The sequence below is a fragment of the Nakamurella flava genome (assembly GCF_005298075.1).
GTDB lineage: Bacteria > Actinomycetota > Actinomycetes > Mycobacteriales > Nakamurellaceae > Nakamurella > Nakamurella flava.
In genome coordinates this window covers 107,064-124,586 of the sequence record NZ_SZZH01000002.1, presented here as the reverse complement: position 1 = coordinate 124,586, position 17,523 = coordinate 107,064, and the positions used below count along the sequence as shown (strand labels likewise).

Below are 17,523 nucleotides of genomic sequence, written 5' to 3'. Positions count from 1 at the left end.
GTCAGATCTGGCGTGCCCAGACGCTGCGGCTGGACAATCTGGCATTAGTCCCGGGAGGTGCAGTGACCCTGTCGGTGGTCGATCTCGTCGGTCGGCCCGCGCTCGGTCTGCGGTGGGCCACGGCCGGGACGACGCCGCCGGAGCGCGGCGGCCGGCCGGTCACCTGGGTGCACACCAGTGAACTGGACGACCCCACCCCGTTCCTGGCCGGCGGGGAGGTGCTGCTGACCACCGGTCTGACCCGGGCGCCGGACGACGACGCGACGAACTACGTCGACCGATTGGTCGCCGTCGGGGTGGTCGGCCTCGGATTCGGCACCGGCCTGAACCATGCGACGGTGCCGCCGGCCCTCGTCCGGGCCGCCGCCGCGGCCGGTCTGCCGCTGTTCGAGGTGCCCCGGGCCACCCCGTTCATCGCCATCAGCCGCGCCGTCTCCCGGGCGATCGCCGCAGACGAGTACGCGGCCGTCCAGAGGACTTTCACCGCCCAGCAGGCCCTGACCCGCGCCGCGCAGAGTGACACCGGAGTCCGCCGGGTGGTGCGGTTGCTGGCCCGCCAGGTGGCGGGCTCGGTGGTGCTGCTGGACGCCGACGGGGCGGTCCTGGAGACCGCGCCGGCCCTGTCGCCCGCGCGGGCGGGCGTCCTGCGGACCGAGGTACGCGGACTGCGCGGGCACGCCGGCGCCGTCGGGGTGGCGTTCGCGGCCGGGACCGACAGCATCAGCCTGCAGTCCGTCGGCGGTGGGCGGGGGCGCACGTTCCTGGCCGTGGCCCGGGGCGTCCCGTTGACCCCGGACGACCGGCACCTCGTCAACGCCGCGGTGCTGCTGCTGACCATCCGGCAGGAACGGGCGACCGGCTCCACGGACGGGCCGGAGAGAGTCCCGGCGGCGGTACTGGCCCGCCTGCTCGACGACCCCGCTCCGTCGGCGCGGGAGTGGGCCGAGTCCGTACTGGCCGCATCCGGGGCCGCCCTCCCCGTCCCTCCGTGGACCGTCGCCGTCGCCGACCGCCCCCCATCGACCGGCTGGGCCGATCTCGGCGCGGACGGACTGGTCGGCGAGCGCCACGGCCGGCCGGTCCTGCTGCTCGGGGCGGCCGGCGGCCGTACGGTGCCGGTCCGATCCGGAGCCGGTGACCAGGGGGCAGCGCGGTGGGGGCTGTCCCGGGCCACGTCCGATCCGACGGCGCTCCCGGGAGCAGTGCGGGAGGCCGACGAGGCGCTGGCCGTCGGGCACCGGACCGGGGCGGCCGTCACCCGCTTCGACGACCTCGTCGGAACGGGATGGTCGGCTCTCGTCCCGCCGGACCGGGCGGCGGCCTGGGCGGCGGGCCTGCTGGCCCCGATCCGCGACCACCGGCCCGCCGCGGTCACCGCCCCCGACGGGGCGGAACTGCTGCGCTCGCTGCGGGCCTGGCTGCTGCACCACGGACAGTGGGATCCGGCGGCGGCCGACCTGGGGGTGCACCGGCACACCCTGCGTAAGCGGATCGTGTTGATCGAGGGGTTGCTCGGGCGGTCGCTGGAGGCGCCGGGGGTGCGGGCGGAGCTGTGGTTGGCGTTGGCGCAGGGTGGCGGCGGCTGAAGAACATCAGGAGCACCGCTGCCCGGACATGACGTACCAACCCCCGTTCGGAAGCCGGGACACCTGCACGGACCCACCCGCCTGCGCGAGTGTGACCCCGTCCGTGGAACTCGCGGTGGTCGTCCACGTCGTGGTCTCGAAGGCCGACTCGACCGGTACCCCGTACCGGGTCGAATTGGCGGCTTCCTCGGGTGTCTGCGCGCCCTGGATGTCGGTCGACGCCAAGGAAGCGGCCCAGCCTCGGCACTCGCCGCTCGGCAGAGCCGGGCTCGGGTCGGACGGTGTTGCCCTGCTCGTCGGCGCGGAGGTCGGATCGACGCGGTTCCGGGGCAGTGGGGGCGCGCCGCAGGCGCCGGCCAGCAGGCACGTCGCCACCACGGGGATCGCCCACCACCGCCGTCGGTGTGCCGTCATCGCGCCATGGTGGCAGTGCGTACCCAGTCCCGCACCTCGCCGGTCGAGGTGTGCGCGTCATCGGCGGGAACCCGCTGTCGGGGGCGGTGGGTACACAGGAGTCGTGCCCGTGACCCGACCCGCCCTGCTCGACGTCCGCCGCCTGTGGGCCGAACCGGGCGCCCTCGACTCCCCGCGCGGGCAGCAGGTCCGGGAACGTTTCCCGGAGGCGGAGGTCATCGCCGTCGACTCCCACTGGGCGATCCCGGAGTTGCACGGCAACGAGGGCAATCTGCAGCGGTGGGTGCGGGTCAAGGCGGAGGACCTGGTCGTCGGGACCAAGAAGAGCATCGCCACCCGGGTCAACGGCCGGTCGGCCGACTTCATCGCCCCGTCCACCTCCAACGGCTGCGCGATGGCCTGCGTGTACTGCTACGTCCCGCGGCGCAAGGGGTTCGCCAACCCGATCGCGGTGTTCACCAACATCGACAAGATCACCGCCCACCTCCGCCGGCACGTCGCCAAGCAGGGGCCGAAGACCGAACCGAACCAGTGCGACCCGCACGCCTGGGTCTACGACCTGGGGGAGAACAGCGACTGCTCGGTCGACGCGCTGGTCAGTGACAACGTCACCGATCTCATCGCCACGTTCCGCGACCTGCCGACGGCGAAGGCGTCGTTCGCGACGAAGTACGTCAACCGCGACCTGCTCGCCGCCGACCCGCAGGGCCGCACCCGCATCCGCTTCTCGCTCATGCCGCACGCCGACGCCCGCCAATTGGACGTGCGGACCACCCCGATCGCCGAGCGCATCGCCGCCATCGACGACTTCGTCGCCGCCGGTTACGAGGTGCACCTGAACTTCTCGCCCGTCGTGCTGCGGGCCGGCTGGATCCCCGACTGGACGGAACTGCTGCAACACCTGGACCAGGTGTTGTCCAAGGAGACCAAGCGGCAGGCCGCCTGCGAGGTCATCATGCTGACCCACAACGCCGGCCTGCACGAGGTGAATCTCGGATGGCATCCGCGGGCCGAGGACGTGCTGTGGCGGCCGGATCTGCAGGAGGTCAAGACCAGCCAGAACGGCCAGGTCAACGTCCGGTACGACCGCGCCACCAAGGCGCGGGCGGTGGCCACCCTGACGGCGCTGATCGACCGGTACACGCCCTGGCTGCCGATCCGCTACGCGTTCTGAGCGTTCGACACACCGGACCGCACGGACCGTCTCCGCGCGACAAGTTGATCTTGGATGCGGTAGAAGGGTCACAGCGGGCGGTCGACCGTCGGGGGTGGCCGCCCGCGACTGCTGCTGCGCGGCCCTGGCCGACCACGGCGCGCGATCTTCCGTCCCCGCGCGCGAGGGGTCAGTCCCGCGCCGATACCACGGGGCGGTCATCCGGGGCGCCGCTCCACCGACGCGCGCACCACTGGGCCACGGCGGTCAGGGCCAGGGCGAGGATGGCCGAGGCGACGACGGCTTCGATGCGGCCGATCCCCAGCGCCAGCGGACCGAGGTCGGAGGTCGTCGTCAGGAGGATCGCCGGGGTCAGGAACACGACGAAGGCGAAGTACCGGCCCGCTCGCAGGTACGCCACGCAGGCCAGCCCGCAGAGGACGGCGACGACGATCGGCCCGGGCCCGGGGAGCAGCGAGACGAGCGTGGCGACGACGGCGCCGATCACCGTCCCGAGTACGCGTGTCTCGGCGCGACGGAGGTGGTCCTCCTCGCCGACGGACAGGATCAGGCAGAGCGAGAGCAGGGCCCACCCGACGAACGGGAAGTCCAGGGCGTCTCCGACCACCACGACGATGATCGACCCGACGGCCGTGGTCGCACCGAACACCAGGCGTTGGCGGATCGGGGTGGGTCGGGGCCGGGCCGCACCCGAACCCGGCAGCGCGAACGACACCCCCAGGACCACCGCGGCCCCGATGAGGGCGCCGACGGCCACTCGCCACCACTGCAGGTCGGTCGACTGGCCGATCCCGGCCAGCGCCACGAAGTTCACCGGTGAGCGCACCATGGCGGCCACCTCGCCCACCCGGAACAGGCCTTGCACCAGGCACACGACGACCAGGCCGACGATCACCGCCGTCGTGCCGAGGGGCCCGACCAGGAAACCGGCGAGGGTCACCGCCACGGCCCACGCGGCCGCCGCCACCCGCAGTCGTGGATCGGGCAGCCGGGCCGGCCCGACCAGGAACATGATCGTCAGGTAGCCGACTCGGGCCGCGTCGGGTCCGATGAGGGCACTGGCCGACCACAGCACGGCCACGGCGACCGCGATGAGGACGACGGCGTGCACCACCGCCCGCCCCGGCAGTGTGAAATCCCGCGGTCCCACCCTCATGGTTACGAACAGTTCCGCATCGGTTGCGGATTGTGCCTAGGTTGGGGGGTCCTGTCCCCCTGAGGAGGAACCGTGGCCCGCGCCGAGCGCCCGCTGCCGTCGACGACCGCGCCGCTGCCGGACGTCTACCGCGACCTGCACGCCCATCCCGAACTGAGCTTCGCCGAGACCCGCACCGCCGCCGTGATCGTGGGCCGACTCCGTGGGCTCGGCTATGACGTCAGCGAGGGCGTGGGCGGCACCGGCGTGGTGGCGGTGCTGCGTCGGGGGGACGGCCCGCGGGTCCTGCTGCGCGCCGACATGGACGGACTCCCGGTCCGGGAGGACACCGGTCTCGACTACGCCAGTGACGTCGAGACGACGACGCCGGACGGTCGCACCGTCCCGGTCATGCACGCCTGCGGCCACGACATGCACGTCACGGCCCTGCTCGGGGCGCTGCAGCAGCTGCAGGCCGATCCGGGCTGGCGGGGCGAGATCCTCGCGGTCTTCCAGCCGGCCGAGGAAAAGGGCGCCGGCGCTCGGGCGATGATCGACGACGGACTCTACGAACGGTTCGGCGCGCCGGTCGTCGTCCTGGGGCAGCACGTTGCCCCGCTGCCGGTCGGCGTGCTGGGCCTGCGCGACGGGCCCGCGTTCGCCGCATCGGATTCGCTGCGCATCACGGTGTTCGGGCGCGGCGGGCACGGGTCCCGGCCGGAGACCACCGTGGACCCGGTCGTGCTGGCCGCGTCGACCATCCTGCGGTTGCAGACCGTCGTCTCGCGCGAGGTGTCCGCCGCCGAACAGGTCGTGCTGACCATCGGATCCGTGCACGCCGGCGACGCCGGCAACATCATCCCCGACCGGGCCGTTCTGGAGGTGAGCATCCGTACCTTCGACACCCTGGTGCGGGCCAGGGTTCTCGCCGCGGTCGACCGGATCGTCGCCGGTGAGGCGGCGACGGCCGGGGCCGACATCCCGCCGACCGTCGAGTCACTGAACGCCTTCCCGGCGGTCGTCAACGACTCCGCGGCCGCCGACCGCGTCCGGGTCGCGTTCGACCGGGCCCTGCCGGCGGCGATGGTCATCGACCCCGGGGTGGTGACCGGCAGCGAGGACGTCGGCCTGCTCGCCTCGGCCGCGAACGCTCCCTGCGTGTACTGGCTGCTCGGTGGCGCCGACCCCGCCCGGTTCAGCGGTCTGGCCGGCCCGGCCGAGATCGCGCGACGGGTCGCCGAGCTGCCGTCCAACCATTCGCCGTACTTCGCCCCGGTCGTCGAACCGACCATCGAGCTCGGGGCCTCGGCGTTGGCCACCGCCGCCCGGGCCTGGCTGGTGACCGACGAGGGGTCACCGGGCGGGGCGTCCTAGGCGATCGGCTTCTCCTCGACGACGACGAACGGCACCGAGGCGTCGTCGACGGCCAGCACCTGGGAGGTGGCCAGGCGCGGCACGATCTGGCTCCACGCCGACGCCCAGGCGCCCGTCCAGACGATGTACGAGCGGGTGTCGATGACGATGGCTTCGAGGCGCAGACCGTCCCCGACGGTCAGGACCCCGTCCTTGGCGACGCCGTAGGAAGCGCCCTGGGTGGCCGCGTCGAACGTGGACCGGATGCTCACCGGCCCTTCGACCCGGGCATCAGAACCGTCGGCGGCGGTGCTGGTCAGGTACAGCTGCCCGTAGGTGAAGGAGCGGCAGCGGTCGGCGTTGGCGCCCGGCCAGTGCCCGGTGTCGGAGGCGTCGACGTAGCCGCCGACGGAGTAGCGGAAGTACGGCCGGATGTCCGCGTACCCGACGGGAAGGCGGGGCTGGTAAGGAAAGCCGATGAGCCCCTTGATGTCCGAGCGGTGGTTGCTGAGCCGGTGTCGCAGGTGCACCCGGCCCGTCGTCAGGTCGTAGGTGGCCTCCTGCTCGAGCACGTCCTGCAGCAGGTCCGTCGTGGGCTGCAGGCGCGAGTCCGACCGCCACGTCCAGCCGTAGCGGTAGTCGGAGCTGCCGAAGATGCGCAGGCGCGGGGCGGCGAGCTCGTGCAGATGCCGGCGCACAGCATCCTGCACGTCGAGCAACGGGGACTGGTGGGTCCGCAGGTGCGCGAGGTCGCGCCCGTCGATCAGCCGGGCCATCCGGTCGTAGCGCTCGTGGCGGGCACCCACCTGCGCCCGGGCGCGATCGTCGACGGGAAGGTCCCGTTCGTCCGTGATCGCCAACCGGTCCAGGTCGGCGGTGTCGCGGGCGGCCCGATCCAGATGGGCGCGGAGGGCGGCGACGTGCGCCTCGGCGCTGTCGACCGCGGCTTCGGACGTGCGGGTGGCGATGGACATGACGGCCTCCGAGGGTGGGACGGATGACCGTCCCAGAGGCAACGGATTGTCGCCTTCGTACCTATTCGTCGGAGGAGCCGTCGGCGGCCCCGTTCTCGATGTCGGCCCACCAGTTGGCGTACCCGGTCGTCCGGGCCAGGTGCCGGGTCAGGTCGGGGGCGCCGTCGTCCCACCACACCGGGCCGCGCTCGCCCAGGGCCTCCTTGGCCGCCTGGACCCGGGCTTTCGCCGCGTCCACCGCCGCCCGGTCGTCGGCCCGGCGGGCGGCGGCCTTCGCCCGGCGCGCCGACATCAGCTCGTTCACGGCCTGCTGCCGGGCGTCCTCGGACAGCCGGGGATCGGATCGCCGCCACAGCCGTCCCCGGACCACCAGGTAGCGGCCGTCCGGGGTGACCGGCGGGCCGTCCCCGTCAGCCACGTCGCACCGACGGGTCGACGACGGTCCGCCCCTTCCACGTCTGCTCGCGGCGCAACGACCGGGCGACGATCGGGGCGGCGGCCAGCGGGACGACCGGGGTGGCCAGCGCGGCCGCCCAGTCCCGGCCGCCGGTCTTCGCCTCGACCAGGGCGCGTTCGGCCACGGCCATCGCGACGGCCGGCCACCACCGGCGGGGCCGGCGCAGCAGCAGCGCGGTCGGCACGGTGTAGACCGCGACATGTGCCGCCCATCCCGCCACCACGGCCACCCGGGACCCGCCGGCCACCGGGACGAGCCCCCGGCTCAGACCGACCAGGACCTCCCGGGCGCCCCGGTACATCCGGATCTGCGCGACCGGACCGCCCAGGGCCAGCCCGAGGCGGCGACCCCGGCGGCGGGTGCGACGGGCCAGGGCGATGTCCTCGACCACCTCGGCGCGGACGGCGGCGAACCCACCGACCGCGTCGTACGCGGGCCGGGTGAAGGCCAGCACCGCGCCGTGGGCGGTGGCGGCCGCGCGGACCGGGGTCCGCAGGGCGGGGAACGGCAGGAAGCACAGCACGACGTCGACGATCAGCGGCGTGAGCAGGCGTTCGGCCCAGGTTCCGGTCAGGTGCCGGGAGAAGACGGAGAACACCTCGGCGTCCTGCCGATCCATCTCGTCGACGATCGCGGTGACCGCCCCCGGGGCGAGATGGACGTCGGCGTCGACGAACACCAGGCGTTCGGCGGTTGTCGTCGCCGCCAGTTGCTGGCAGGCCCAGGTCTTGCCCAGCCAGCCGTCCGGCCGGGGCGCGCTCGTTATCACCCGCACCGGTGGCTCGTCGGCCCGGCGAGGATGCTGCCGGACGAGATCGGCGCAGCCATCGGTGGACTCGTCGTCGAGGAAGACGACCTCGTCGGCGCCGGCGGCCAGGAAACCCGGCAGGGTGGCCGGCAGCCGTTTGGCCTCGTTCCGCAACGGCACGAGCAACGCGACCCGGGGCCGGCGGTGGGGGACCGTCCCCGCCGGACGCAGCGTCGGGAACAGGGCGCAGTTGGCCAGCAGGACACCGAGTTTCGTGGCCAGGAACGCGAGCACCAGGAGCCGCAGCCGTCGAGCTGTCATCCCGCCGAGTCTGCCCGGCTCGGCGTCGGGGTGGGCACCGGGAGGTTCGCCGCCCGATCGGCCCGACCGGCCCGGCGCGCCCGGCGGAGGCGGAAGACGGCGGCGACTCCGGCGACGGCGGCGACGGCGAGCAGATCGCCGACCAGGACGTCGATGACGTAGTGCTCGGCGGTGTAGACGAGCAGCACCGACATGGCCAGGGCGTACAGGACGAGCAGCGGAGCCCGCCACCAGGGCCCGCCGCGCAGGAAGAACACGGCGACCAGGGTGGCCGCACCGGCGTGCAGGGACGGCATGGCGGCCACCGGGTTGCTGCCGGCCTGGCCGCTGCCCTGCAGGAACCCGATGGCGTCCAGACCCATGACGTCCCACCCCACCCCGGACCAGCGGACCAGTGGGTCGACGATCCCCTGCTCGGCGGCCAGCCACGGCGGTGTCATGGGGTAGACCACGTACAGCACGAGGCCCGCGCCGACCAGGGCGAGCACCGTCCACACCCATCGCCGGAACCGGCGACGGTCGGTGAACCACAGCACCGCGGTGACCACCGGGATGACCACGAAGTGGCTGGCGTAGACCACCGCGACCAGCCGGTCCCACCAGGCACCGTCGGGGGCGCGGACGAAACGGCCCTGCAGCCAGGTCGACGGCAGCACCCCGAACATGGCGCGGTCGATCGCCCCCGGTTCGGCCGCCCGCAGCGCAAAGCCCAGCGCGTTGGTGGTGCCGGCGACCGGGTCGCGGGTCAGCGGCAGGTTGACCAGGTAGGCGACCGCGTACCCGAGCAGCAGGAAGCCGAGCGGGATCAGGCCGACCAGCAACTCGGCGAGCGACGCCGTCCACGGACGCCGGGTGGGCGGTGCGGCCGGCCCACCATCCACGGGTCCGGCCCACGGGCGCGGCGTCACCGGCCCCTGCGTTCTGGCGTCGGCCGGGTGTCCATCGGCCCCACTGTAGGGATCGTCGTCACCCTCGGGGCGGGTCGATCGCCTACGGTACGGCGCGAGAACTGCCCGCCGGGCAACGGGTTTCGACACCGATGAACCGGGAAGCTTTCCTGGTTCACCCGCGGTCCGGGGTGCCCGCGACCTCCGACGGCCGGCGGGGTCGACCACGGCGAGGACGTCGTACCCCCGGCCGGGTCGGGCGGCCCTGTGGGTGGCCGGCACACGACCGTGGGCGTGCGTGGTATCGCCGCGCCGTACAGTCACCGTTCATGAGCACGACCGAGCCGCGCCAGCACCGCAAGCCCCACAGCCACATCGTCACCGACGGCATCGAGCGGGCCCCGGCCCGCGGCATGCTCCGCGCCGTCGGGATGGGCGACGACGACTGGCGCAAGTCGCAGATCGGCGTGGCCAGCTCGTGGAACGAGATCACCCCGTGCAACCTGTCGCTCGACCGGTTGGCCAAGGCCGCCAAGAAGGGCGTCTTCGCCGCCGACGGATTCCCGATGGAGTTCGGCACCATCTCGGTCTCCGACGGCATCTCCATGGGCCACGGCGGGATGCACTACTCGCTGGTCAGCCGCGAGGTCATCTGCGATTCGGTGGAGACCGTCTTCCGCGGTGAGCAGCTGGACGGCGGGGTCCTGCTCGCCGGCTGCGACAAGTCCGAGCCGGGCATGCTGATGGCCGCCGCCCGCCTCGACATCTCGGCGGTGTTCCTCTATGCCGGTTCCACGTTGCCGGGCAAGCTCGACGGCGAGACCGTCACCATCATCGACGCCTTCGAAGGTGTCGGTGCCTGCCTGGCCGGCAAGATCAGCCGGGACCGGCTGACCGAGATCGAAAAGGCCATCTGTCCCGGCGAGGGCGCCTGCGGCGGCATGTACACCGCCAACACCATGGCCGCCGCGGCCGAGGCCCTGGGGATGTCGCTGCCCGGCAGCGCCGCCCCGCCCGCGCCCGACCGTCGCCGCGACACCTACGCCGAACGCAGCGGCGAGGCGGTCGTGGCCCTCGTCGACGCCGGCATCACCGCGCGCGACATCATGACGAAGGAGGCGTTCGAGAACGCCATCACCGTCGTCATGGCCCTCGGCGGTTCCACCAACGCCGTCCTGCACCTGCTGGCCATCGCCCACGAGGCCGGGGTCGAGCTCACCCTCGACGACTTCAACCGGATCGGCGACCGCACCCCGCACCTGGCCGACGTCAAGCCGTTCGGCCGGTACGTGATGACCGACATCGACCGCATCGGCGGCATCCCGGTGATCATGAAGGCCCTGCTGGACGCCGGTCTGCTGCACGGTGACTGCCTGACCGTCACCGGGAAGACGATGGCCGAGAACCTGGCCGACCTGAACCCGCCGGCCCTGGACGGCGATGTGCTGCGGCAGCTGTCCAACCCGATCCACGCCACCGGCGGCATCGCGATCCTGCACGGCTCGCTGGCCCCGGACGGGGCGGTCATCAAGAGCGCCGGCATCGAGTACGACGAGTTCACCGGGCCCGCCCGGGTGTTCGACGGCGAGGCCGGCGTGCTGGAGGCCGTCACCAACGGCACCCTCGGCAAGGGTGACGTCATCGTCATCCGCTGGGAGGGCCCGAAGGGCGGCCCCGGTATGCGCGAGATGCTCGCCGTCACCGGCGCCATCAAGGGCGCCGGTCTCGGCAAGGACGTCCTGCTGCTCACCGACGGCCGGTTCTCCGGCGGCACCACCGGCCCGTGCATCGGGCACATCGCCCCCGAGGCGGCGCACGGCGGGCCGATCGCCCTGGTGGCGGAAGGCGACCAGATCCGCCTGGACCTGGGCGCGCGCACCCTCGACCTGCTGGTCGACGAGGCCGAGCTGGAGCGTCGACGGTCCCGCTGGCAGCCCCGGGAGCAGCACCTGGACTTCGGTGTCACCGGTAAGTACGCCAAGCTCGTCCAGTCCGCCGCGAAGGGCGCCATCACCTCCTGAACCCGAGCAGGCGAACGGGGTCCACCGATCGGTGGACCCCGTTTTCCATCCCTGCGTCACCAGATCACCCGAGGGGACTCGGAGGTCGAGCGGCCGAGAGTGAGACCTGTCCGGATCCCCAGCGTGGGGGGTCCATCAGCAGGGAGAACGCCATGGAACTCACCGTCCGTGCCCAGATCGTTCGTGTCGGCGTCGCCGTCGTCTTCGCCGCCGTGATCTGCGTCCTCGTGATCGGACTGGCCACCGCCGAGATCCACCACGTGCTGCATGGTCACTCCGCCACGCTGCTGCACGTCGTCGACGTCGCGGACCACCTGTCCGCCGCCGTCGGCTCCTGAGCCGACCCCCGAACGGGGAAGGTGGGCGCGCCCGTCCCACGCGCGCCGGCGTACCGGTGTTACGGTCCGCCCGTCGCACCTGCTCTGGGGGGAACACAGTGGCGCACAGCTCATCCCGGGACGTGTCGTGGCTCGTCGCCGGGCCCGTCGCCCACCGGGGCCTGCACGGTCCGGACGTCGTCGAGAACACCGCCCCGGCCGTCGCTGCCGCCCGGGCGGCCGGATACGTCGCCGAGATCGACGTCCAGCTCACCGCCGACGGCGTGCCCGTCGTCGTGCACGACCCGGAACTACGCCGCCTGGCCGGTGTCCCCCTGCGGGTCGAGGACCTCAGTCGCAAGGAAATCAGCGGCCTGCGACTGCTCGGGACCGACGCCCGCATCCCCACCCTGGATGAAGCCCTGAGCGCCGCGCGTGGGGGACCGGGGCTGCTGATCGAACTGAAACCGGCCCGGGACTGGCGTCGGCTCGTCGACACCGTGGCCGCTGCCGTGGCCGCCTCGGACGCGGCCGTCCGGGTGGCCTTCATGAGCTTCCACCCACTGGTCGCCCGCCGGGTCCGGCGGCTGCGTCCGGAGCCGACCGGGCTGATCGGCGGCCGGTTGCCGGCGGCGGAGTACTCGGCGGTGCAGCGCTACGTGGTCGGCCGGCTGCCGCTGATCTCGGCAGTGCGTCCCGACTTCCTCGCGCTCGACCTCGAGACGGTGCAGGGCCCGCTGATGGTCACCCTGCACCGCAAACATCCGGTCCCCGTTCTGCTCTGGACGGTGACCTCGCCGCTGGCCGCGGTGGATGCGGCCGACTGGGCCGACACGGTCATCTTCGAGGGTTTCCAGCCGTTCCCGGTCGCCCGATGAACCTCCTGCCGCCCGGCCCGCAGGCCGACCTGCCGGCCCGCCGACGGGAACAGTTCGGCTGGAAGATGTTCGACTGGGCCTGGTCGACGTTCATCACCACGGTCCTCGGGGTGATGCTCGGACCGTTCCTCACCGGTATCGCCCAGACCGCCGCCGCCGACCAACCGGACGGCCGGATCTCCGTACTCGGGATCGCGCTGCGGCCCGAGGCCTTTTATCCGGCGGTGGTCACCGCGGCCACGCTGATCGCCCTCCCGCTCATGCTGGTCATCGGCGCGGTGGCCGACCGGACCCCGCACAAGCGGGTGCTGCTCGGGGCGCTGGCCGGGATCGGTGCCGTGTCGACCATGGCCTTCTTCCTCGTCGCCGACACCCGTTACGTCCTGGGCGGTCTGCTGACCATCGTCGCCTCGGCCGCGTACCAGTGCGCCGGGGTCGTCTACAACTCGTTCCTGCCGGACATTGCGACCGTCGACGAGCGCGATCGGGTGTCCGCGGCCGGATGGGCCTTCGGGTACGCGTCGGGCGCGGTCATGCTCGGCATCAACCTGGCCATGGTGGCGCTGCTGCCGCGGTACACGGGGATGTCCACCGAGACCGCGGTCCGGCTCTGTCTGCTGACCGCCGGTCTGTGGTGGGCCCTGTGGCTGGGCATCCCGATGGCCCGGCTCCGCGATCGTCGGCCCCGGGAGCCGTTGGACCTCGGCCCGGCGGTCCGGGCCTCCGTCGGTTCGCTGGCCGCGACGGCCCGGCAGGCGCCCCGCTATCCGATGACCTTCCTGTTCCTGCTGGCGTTCCTGCTCTACAAGGACGGCATCGGCACGATCTTCTCGCTGGCCTCCACCTTCGCCTCGTCCGAGCTCCGGTTGAGCCAGAGTGTCATCGTCGTCGGTGTTCTCGTGCTCAACGTGGTCGGGGTGCTCGGCTCGCTGGTCATGGCGCGGATCGCCGACCGGGCCGGGACGAAGCGCACCATCCTCGGCTCGCTGGTGGTGTGGGTGCTCGTCTGCCTGTACGGGGTGCTGGTGCCGGCCGACAGTCCGATCGCCTTCTATCTGATGACCGGCCTCATCGCGCTGGTGATCGCGGGGACCCAGGCGTTGTCCCGGTCGCTGTACTCCAAGATCATCCCGCGGGACCGGGAGGCCGAGTACTTCGGCCTCTACGGGTTGGGCGCGCAGGGCACGGCCTGGATCGGATCGCTCGTCTTCACCCTGGTCCTGCAGTGGACCGGGTCCTACCGCAGTGCCATCGGCATCCTGGTCGTCTTCTTCCTCGCCGGCGGGCTGGTGCTGTGGAAGGTCGACGTCGAGCGGGGCGAACGGGACGCGGCGGCCGGGTCGCGGGCGTCCTCGGCGGACCTGCCGTCGGTCAGCTGACCGCGGCCGGCGTCCGGAGAGCCCGGCGCTTCGCCCGGGCGCAGCGCAGTAGGTAGAGCGGGGTGGGCGGGACCCAGCCCAGCTGGCGGCCCTGTCCGAGGTCGTCCCGCACCGCCCAGTGCTCGGTCACCCGGGCCTGGCCGTCGGTCACGCGGACGCGCAGCCAGTGGGTCTGCTTGACCGCGAACGTCCGGCCGGTCGGCGCCCACACCTGGTCCACGTCACCGTCCGGGGTGAAGACGGCGAACGGGCCGACATGCCGCCCGCTCATGGTGGTGTCGACGACGACAAGATCGCCGTCCGTCACGACGTGGTCGATCCGGTGGCCGAGGTCGGCGAAGGCGCCCCGCAACCACAGGGCAGTGGCGTGGAAGCCGGCGGGGCCGCCGACCCGGGCCGCGGGTGGTTCACTCGCGGCCTCGTGGTTCACGGCTCCGTCGGCGATGACCCGGTCGAACGCGGCCCGGTCCCCGTCGGCCATGATCGCGATGCTGCGCAGGGCAGCTGCGCGGAGGAGCGGATCCGCGGTGGTCGGGGGTACGGGGGTGGTCGCCATGACGGGTCCGCCTTTCGATGCAGTCCGACTGTATCCAAAGAGGATGGAGGGCTCGGGTGGCTGACGTCAAGGGCGGGCGCCGGAGCTACGACGGCAGTGGCCGTCAGGAGAAGGCCCGGTCGACCCGTCGGGCGATCGTCGCCGCCGCCCGGGAATTGCTGGAGCAGTCCGGATTCACCGGCACGTCGATGGCCGCGGTCGCCCGGCGGGCCGGTGTCTCCGCCGAGAGCGTCTACAAGGCGTTCGGGTCCAAGGCGGCCCTGGTCAAGGAGGTCTTCGACGTCACCATCGCCGGGGACGACGAACCCGTACCGGTGGCCGACCGCCCTGAGGTGCACCGCATTCAGCAGGAACCCGACGCCCGCCGGAAGATGCGGCTCTACGTCCAGGGAGCCGCCGAGCGGGCATCGCGGTCGGCCGGCATCCAGCTGGTGCTGCGCAACGGCGCCGAGGCCGACCCGGCGGTCGCCCGGTTGTGGGCCCAGGTGCAGGACGAGCGGCTGGCCGGCATGACGATGTTCGCCCGGCACCTGGCCGAGACCGGCTGTCTGGCGGCGGGAGTCGACGTCGAGTATGCGCGTGACGTGCTCTGGACGTGTACCGCGGTGGAGGTCTACGACTTGCTGGTCCACCAGCGGGGGTGGGCGCTGACCGCCTACGCCGACTGGCTCGACAGCATCCTCAGCACGTCACTGCTCGACCCCGTCGCCGGAGTAGGGAGTCAGCGGCCGTAGGGGTCGACCGGGCCGCGCTGTTGGGGCAGGACCGTCGGCGTCGCCCGCGGGGCGGCCGGCGAGCTGCTGCGGCCGGCCGTGACCGTCGAGGCCTCGGTGCTGGGTCGGGAACCGTTGCGGCCGGCCGCACCCCGGGCCAGCGCCGCCCGCTCGGCGGTGCGCCGCCGGCCCCGCCGTGCTCCGGATCGGGTCGACGCGGGGGAGGCGGCCTGCGCGGCGGCCGGATCGGCCTTGCCGTACTCGGTGGCCAGATGGTCGAGCAGCCCCTCCAGGAACGACTCCATCTGCGTCCGGGTGCTGTCCCGCAGGGTGCGCAGGTACATGGTCTGCTGTTCGAGCCGCTGCTGGGCCGCGGCCGCGTTCTGCTCGAGAAGCTCGACATAGTCGGCGTTCTCGCGGCTGATGCTGACGGCGCGCTGCAGGGCCTCGTCGTAGACGGCGCGCGCCTTCTCCTCGGCCTCCTGCTCCAGCACGGCGGCGTTGCGGCGGGCGTCCTCGTAGGTGCTCTGCGCCTCGGCCATCACGCGGCGGCTGTAGTCGTCGGCGTCCGCCACGGTCTGGTCCGCGGTCTGCTGCGCGGTGGTGAGCACGCTGATGGCCTGCTCGACCTCCGTGCTCCGGCTGTCCCGGTCCATCTTGTCGCGGAGCTGGGCGATCTCGGCCCGGGCGGCGGCGAGGTCGGCGTGCAGGCGTTCGACACCGTCGGCGCAGCGCTCCAGGAAGGCGTCGACCTCCTCGGTGTCGTATCCCTGGTTGCGGCCCTTGGCGCCCGCGAACGTCACCGTGTGGATGTCCCGACCGGTGATCGGTGCGCCGGTTCCGGGCGCGCCGTCCGGGTGAATGGCACTCGTCATCGCAAGCCTCCCGCTGGATCCCCGACCTGATGGAACTGGATGTGGCCCGGCATCAGGCCTGTCCGAACTCTTCGCTGTGCACCTGCTCCGGTGGCGCTCCCGCGGCGGCGAGCAGATCCCGGGTGGTCGCGACCATCTCGGGCGATCCGCAGACGAACACCTCGTGCGCCGGCCAGTCGCGGACCCGCTCCACCGCGACCTCCCCGACCAGGCCGCGGGGTCCGGTCCAACGGATGTCGTCGCTGATGACGGTGGTCACCGTGAGCCAGTCGTACCGGCCGGCCAGGGCGGCCAGATCGGCCGCGTCGTAGTCCTCGCGGCGGCTGCGGGCGCCGAAGAACAGCTCGACCGGCCGTGGCGGGTTCGCGGACTCGGCCGCCCACCGGCCGAGCTGGTCGACGAACGCCTTCATCGGGGCCAGGCCGGTACTGCCCGCGATCATCACGACGGGCCGACGGTCGGCGGGGTCGAGCACCATCCGCCCGAACGGCGGCCCGATACGCAGGGCATCGCCCTTGTCCACCGACCGGACCAGCGCCGTCGACACCGGGCCGCCGGGCAGCAGCCGGGCGTGCAGCTCGATCTCCAGGCCCCCCGGGGCGACCGCGGGGGTGTAGAACCGCCATTCGCGGGGGCGTCGTTCGGTCGGCTCCACCGACACCGACTGGCCGGCGAGGTAGGGGACGGGTTGGTCCGTGCGGACCCGCAGTACGGCGATGTCGAACGTGCGGCGGTCGACCTCCAGCACCTCGGCGTCCCACCAGGCCGGCTCGTCCGCGGCGACCTGCTCGGCGGCTCCGCTCATGGTCGCCGCGACCAGGCCGTAGGCCGCGGACCACTGGGCGGCCAGCTCGGGGGTCCAGCTCGGGCCACTGAAGTGCGCGAGCGCGGCCAGCAGCGCCTCGCCGACCGCCGGATAGTGGGCCGACAGGGCCCCGAACTTGCGGTGGTCACGGCCGAGGTCCTGCAGATAGGGCACGAGCTCGTCGAGCTGGTCGACCTGGGTGACGATGCGGACCAGGGCGCCGACGAGCCGGTCACGCTGCCGGGCCATGCCCGGCGGAAACATCTCCCGGGTCTCGGGGTAGCGCAGGAACAGGTAGCTGTAGAAGTACTGGGCGACCTCGTCGGGACCGTGGGCGGCGACCGCGGCGAAACTGCGCTGCAGGGCAGCGGTGTCGATGTCGGCCATCAGTGAAGTTCAGGCCTGCACGATGGGTGCGCGCAGCGGGCCGATGGCTCCGAGGACGGTCTGGGTCGTCGGTTCGTCGACGCCGAGGGAGATCAGGGTGTCGCGCAGGTGCCCGGCGACCCGGTCGAAGGCGGCGTCGGTGATGCCCAGCCCTCGGTGGGCCAGCTCCATGTCACGGCCGTCATAGGCGGCGGGGCCGCCGGTCGCGGCGGACAGGAACAGCACCTGGTGGCGGCGCAACGCGCCCATGTCGACGTCCGCGAACCACGGCGCCAGCTCGGGATCGGCCACCACGCGGCGGTAGAAGTCGTCGACGGCGGCCTTCAGCGCGGGCGTGCCGCCCAGGGCCTCGAACAGCGTGGGGGACGTGGTCACGCGCCCTCCTTGGCGGTCGGTCCGTTGATCGAGTGACAACGGCGGATACGGCTGGATGCTCAGCGTAACCCGATCCGGGCATCCGTGACCACAAGCCGTGGTCAAACGGTGGCCGAGCGCAGCACGACCGGGTCTCGGGTCAACGACCGGTGACGCTCCGTGAAGTGT

The 17,523-nt window shown here is 72.7% G+C and carries 18 protein-coding genes; 8 read left to right on the top strand and 10 right to left on the bottom strand.

Annotated elements, in window-relative coordinates; genetic code table 11:
- The first annotated feature begins 62 nt into the window (after positions 1 to 62).
- A complete protein-coding gene (locus FDO65_RS11645) occupies positions 63 to 1,586 on the top strand; it encodes a PucR family transcriptional regulator (RefSeq protein WP_166442152.1) in 1,524 nt (507 codons plus the stop codon).
- A 6-nt stretch (positions 1,587 to 1,592) separates the two neighbouring features.
- Here FDO65_RS11645 and FDO65_RS22520 read toward each other — a convergent pair whose 3' ends face one another.
- The gene (locus tag FDO65_RS22520) at positions 1,593 to 2,000 is read right to left on the bottom strand and encodes a hypothetical protein (RefSeq protein ID WP_205849990.1); all 408 of its coding nucleotides are present in this window, start codon (positions 1,998 to 2,000) and stop codon (positions 1,593 to 1,595) included.
- Positions 2,001 to 2,103: 103 nt separating this feature from the next.
- Between FDO65_RS22520 and FDO65_RS11640 the strand changes: the two genes are divergently transcribed.
- The gene (locus FDO65_RS11640; protein WP_420847535.1) at positions 2,104 to 3,174 is read left to right on the top strand and encodes a spore photoproduct lyase family protein; all 1,071 of its coding nucleotides are present in this window, start codon (positions 2,104 to 2,106) and stop codon (positions 3,172 to 3,174) included.
- Positions 3,175 to 3,343: 169 nt separating this feature from the next.
- Here FDO65_RS11640 and FDO65_RS11635 read toward each other — a convergent pair whose 3' ends face one another.
- Entirely contained in the window at positions 3,344 to 4,330 is a 987-nt protein-coding gene (locus FDO65_RS11635) for an FUSC family protein (RefSeq protein WP_137449889.1), read from the bottom strand.
- A 72-nt stretch (positions 4,331 to 4,402) separates the two neighbouring features.
- Between FDO65_RS11635 and FDO65_RS11630 the strand changes: the two genes are divergently transcribed.
- Complete coding sequence (locus tag FDO65_RS11630) at positions 4,403 to 5,683, top strand: amidohydrolase (RefSeq protein WP_205849988.1); 1,281 nt, start codon at positions 4,403 to 4,405, stop codon at positions 5,681 to 5,683.
- Here the strand turns inward: FDO65_RS11630 and FDO65_RS11625 are convergent.
- The 4 genes from FDO65_RS11625 to FDO65_RS11610 form a co-directional block, all read right to left on the bottom strand.
- Positions 5,680 to 6,636, bottom strand: a complete 957-nt coding sequence (locus FDO65_RS11625) for a hypothetical protein (protein ID WP_137449888.1) — start codon at positions 6,634 to 6,636, stop codon at positions 5,680 to 5,682. The two genes, FDO65_RS11630 and FDO65_RS11625, sit on opposite strands and share 4 nt — an antisense overlap.
- Before the next feature lie 61 nt (positions 6,637 to 6,697).
- Positions 6,698 to 7,054 carry a hypothetical protein gene (locus tag FDO65_RS11620; RefSeq protein WP_137449887.1) on the bottom strand — a complete coding sequence of 119 codons (357 nt, stop codon included), beginning with the start codon at positions 7,052 to 7,054 and terminating at the stop codon, positions 6,698 to 6,700.
- Positions 7,047 to 8,162, bottom strand: a complete 1,116-nt coding sequence (locus FDO65_RS11615) for a glycosyltransferase family 2 protein (RefSeq protein WP_137449886.1) — start codon at positions 8,160 to 8,162, stop codon at positions 7,047 to 7,049. Before FDO65_RS11615 ends, FDO65_RS11620 begins: the two co-directional genes overlap by 8 nt.
- The gene (locus tag FDO65_RS11610) at positions 8,159 to 9,070 is read right to left on the bottom strand and encodes a phosphatase PAP2 family protein (protein ID WP_137449885.1); all 912 of its coding nucleotides are present in this window, start codon (positions 9,068 to 9,070) and stop codon (positions 8,159 to 8,161) included. The genes FDO65_RS11615 and FDO65_RS11610 overlap by 4 nt, the downstream gene beginning before the upstream one ends.
- Positions 9,071 to 9,378: 308 nt before the next feature.
- Here FDO65_RS11610 and ilvD point away from each other — a divergent pair, with 308 nt between their 5' ends.
- The 4 genes from ilvD (at position 9,379) to FDO65_RS11595 (ending at position 13,644) form a co-directional block, all read left to right on the top strand.
- A complete protein-coding gene (gene ilvD / locus FDO65_RS11605) occupies positions 9,379 to 11,070 on the top strand; it encodes a dihydroxy-acid dehydratase (RefSeq protein ID WP_137449884.1) in 1,692 nt (563 codons plus the stop codon).
- A 152-nt stretch (positions 11,071 to 11,222) separates the two neighbouring features.
- Complete coding sequence (locus FDO65_RS22175; protein WP_166442151.1) at positions 11,223 to 11,408, top strand: hypothetical protein; 186 nt, start codon at positions 11,223 to 11,225, stop codon at positions 11,406 to 11,408.
- Between the two features lie 98 nt (positions 11,409 to 11,506).
- On the top strand, positions 11,507 to 12,265 hold the full coding sequence (locus FDO65_RS11600; RefSeq protein WP_166442150.1) for a glycerophosphodiester phosphodiesterase family protein: 759 nt from the start codon (positions 11,507 to 11,509) through the stop codon (positions 12,263 to 12,265).
- Complete coding sequence (locus FDO65_RS11595; protein ID WP_137449882.1) at positions 12,262 to 13,644, top strand: MFS transporter; 1,383 nt, start codon at positions 12,262 to 12,264, stop codon at positions 13,642 to 13,644. Before FDO65_RS11600 ends, FDO65_RS11595 begins: the two co-directional genes overlap by 4 nt.
- Here the strand turns inward: FDO65_RS11595 and FDO65_RS11590 are convergent.
- Entirely contained in the window at positions 13,637 to 14,200 is a 564-nt protein-coding gene (locus tag FDO65_RS11590) for an ester cyclase (RefSeq protein WP_137449881.1), read from the bottom strand. The two genes, FDO65_RS11595 and FDO65_RS11590, sit on opposite strands and share 8 nt — an antisense overlap.
- A gap of 56 nt (positions 14,201 to 14,256) precedes the next feature.
- Here FDO65_RS11590 and FDO65_RS11585 point away from each other — a divergent pair, with 56 nt between their 5' ends.
- Positions 14,257 to 14,934: a TetR/AcrR family transcriptional regulator gene (locus FDO65_RS11585; RefSeq protein WP_137449880.1), complete on the top strand. Its 678-nt coding sequence runs from the start codon at positions 14,257 to 14,259 to the stop codon at positions 14,932 to 14,934.
- Here FDO65_RS11585 and FDO65_RS11580 read toward each other — a convergent pair.
- Genes FDO65_RS11580 through FDO65_RS11570 form a run of 3 tightly spaced genes read right to left on the bottom strand, consistent with a single transcriptional unit; the run spans position 14,922 to position 17,355 of the window.
- Positions 14,922 to 15,788 (bottom strand): DivIVA domain-containing protein, encoded by an 867-nt coding sequence (locus FDO65_RS11580; RefSeq protein WP_137449879.1) that lies wholly within the window; start codon positions 15,786 to 15,788, stop codon positions 14,922 to 14,924. The two genes, FDO65_RS11585 and FDO65_RS11580, sit on opposite strands and share 13 nt — an antisense overlap.
- Before the next feature lie 52 nt (positions 15,789 to 15,840).
- A complete protein-coding gene (locus FDO65_RS11575; protein WP_137449878.1) occupies positions 15,841 to 16,980 on the bottom strand; it encodes a globin domain-containing protein in 1,140 nt (379 codons plus the stop codon).
- 9 nt (positions 16,981 to 16,989) lie between these two features.
- A complete protein-coding gene (locus FDO65_RS11570) occupies positions 16,990 to 17,355 on the bottom strand; it encodes a group I truncated hemoglobin (RefSeq protein ID WP_137449877.1) in 366 nt (121 codons plus the stop codon).
- Positions 17,356 to 17,523: the final 168 nt, after the last annotated feature.

Coding starts and splice junctions, on each gene's coding strand:
- FDO65_RS22520 (WP_205849990.1), bottom strand. CDS start 2,000: ATGACGGCACACCGACGGCGGTGGTGGGCGATCCCCGTGGTGGCGACG.
- FDO65_RS11635 (WP_137449889.1), bottom strand. CDS start 4,330: ATGAGGGTGGGACCGCGGGATTTCACACTGCCGGGGCGGGCGGTGGTG.
- FDO65_RS11625 (WP_137449888.1), bottom strand. CDS start 6,636: ATGTCCATCGCCACCCGCACGTCCGAAGCCGCGGTCGACAGCGCCGAG.
- FDO65_RS11615 (WP_137449886.1), bottom strand. CDS start 8,162: ATGACAGCTCGACGGCTGCGGCTCCTGGTGCTCGCGTTCCTGGCCACG.
- ilvD (WP_137449884.1), top strand. CDS start 9,379: ATGAGCACGACCGAGCCGCGCCAGCACCGCAAGCCCCACAGCCACATC.
- FDO65_RS22175 (WP_166442151.1), top strand. CDS start 11,223: ATGGAACTCACCGTCCGTGCCCAGATCGTTCGTGTCGGCGTCGCCGTC.
- FDO65_RS11595 (WP_137449882.1), top strand. CDS start 12,262: ATGAACCTCCTGCCGCCCGGCCCGCAGGCCGACCTGCCGGCCCGCCGA.
- FDO65_RS11590 (WP_137449881.1), bottom strand. CDS start 14,200: ATGGCGACCACCCCCGTACCCCCGACCACCGCGGATCCGCTCCTCCGC.
- FDO65_RS11580 (WP_137449879.1), bottom strand. CDS start 15,788: ATGACGAGTGCCATTCACCCGGACGGCGCGCCCGGAACCGGCGCACCG.
- FDO65_RS11575 (WP_137449878.1), bottom strand. CDS start 16,980: ATGGCCGACATCGACACCGCTGCCCTGCAGCGCAGTTTCGCCGCGGTC.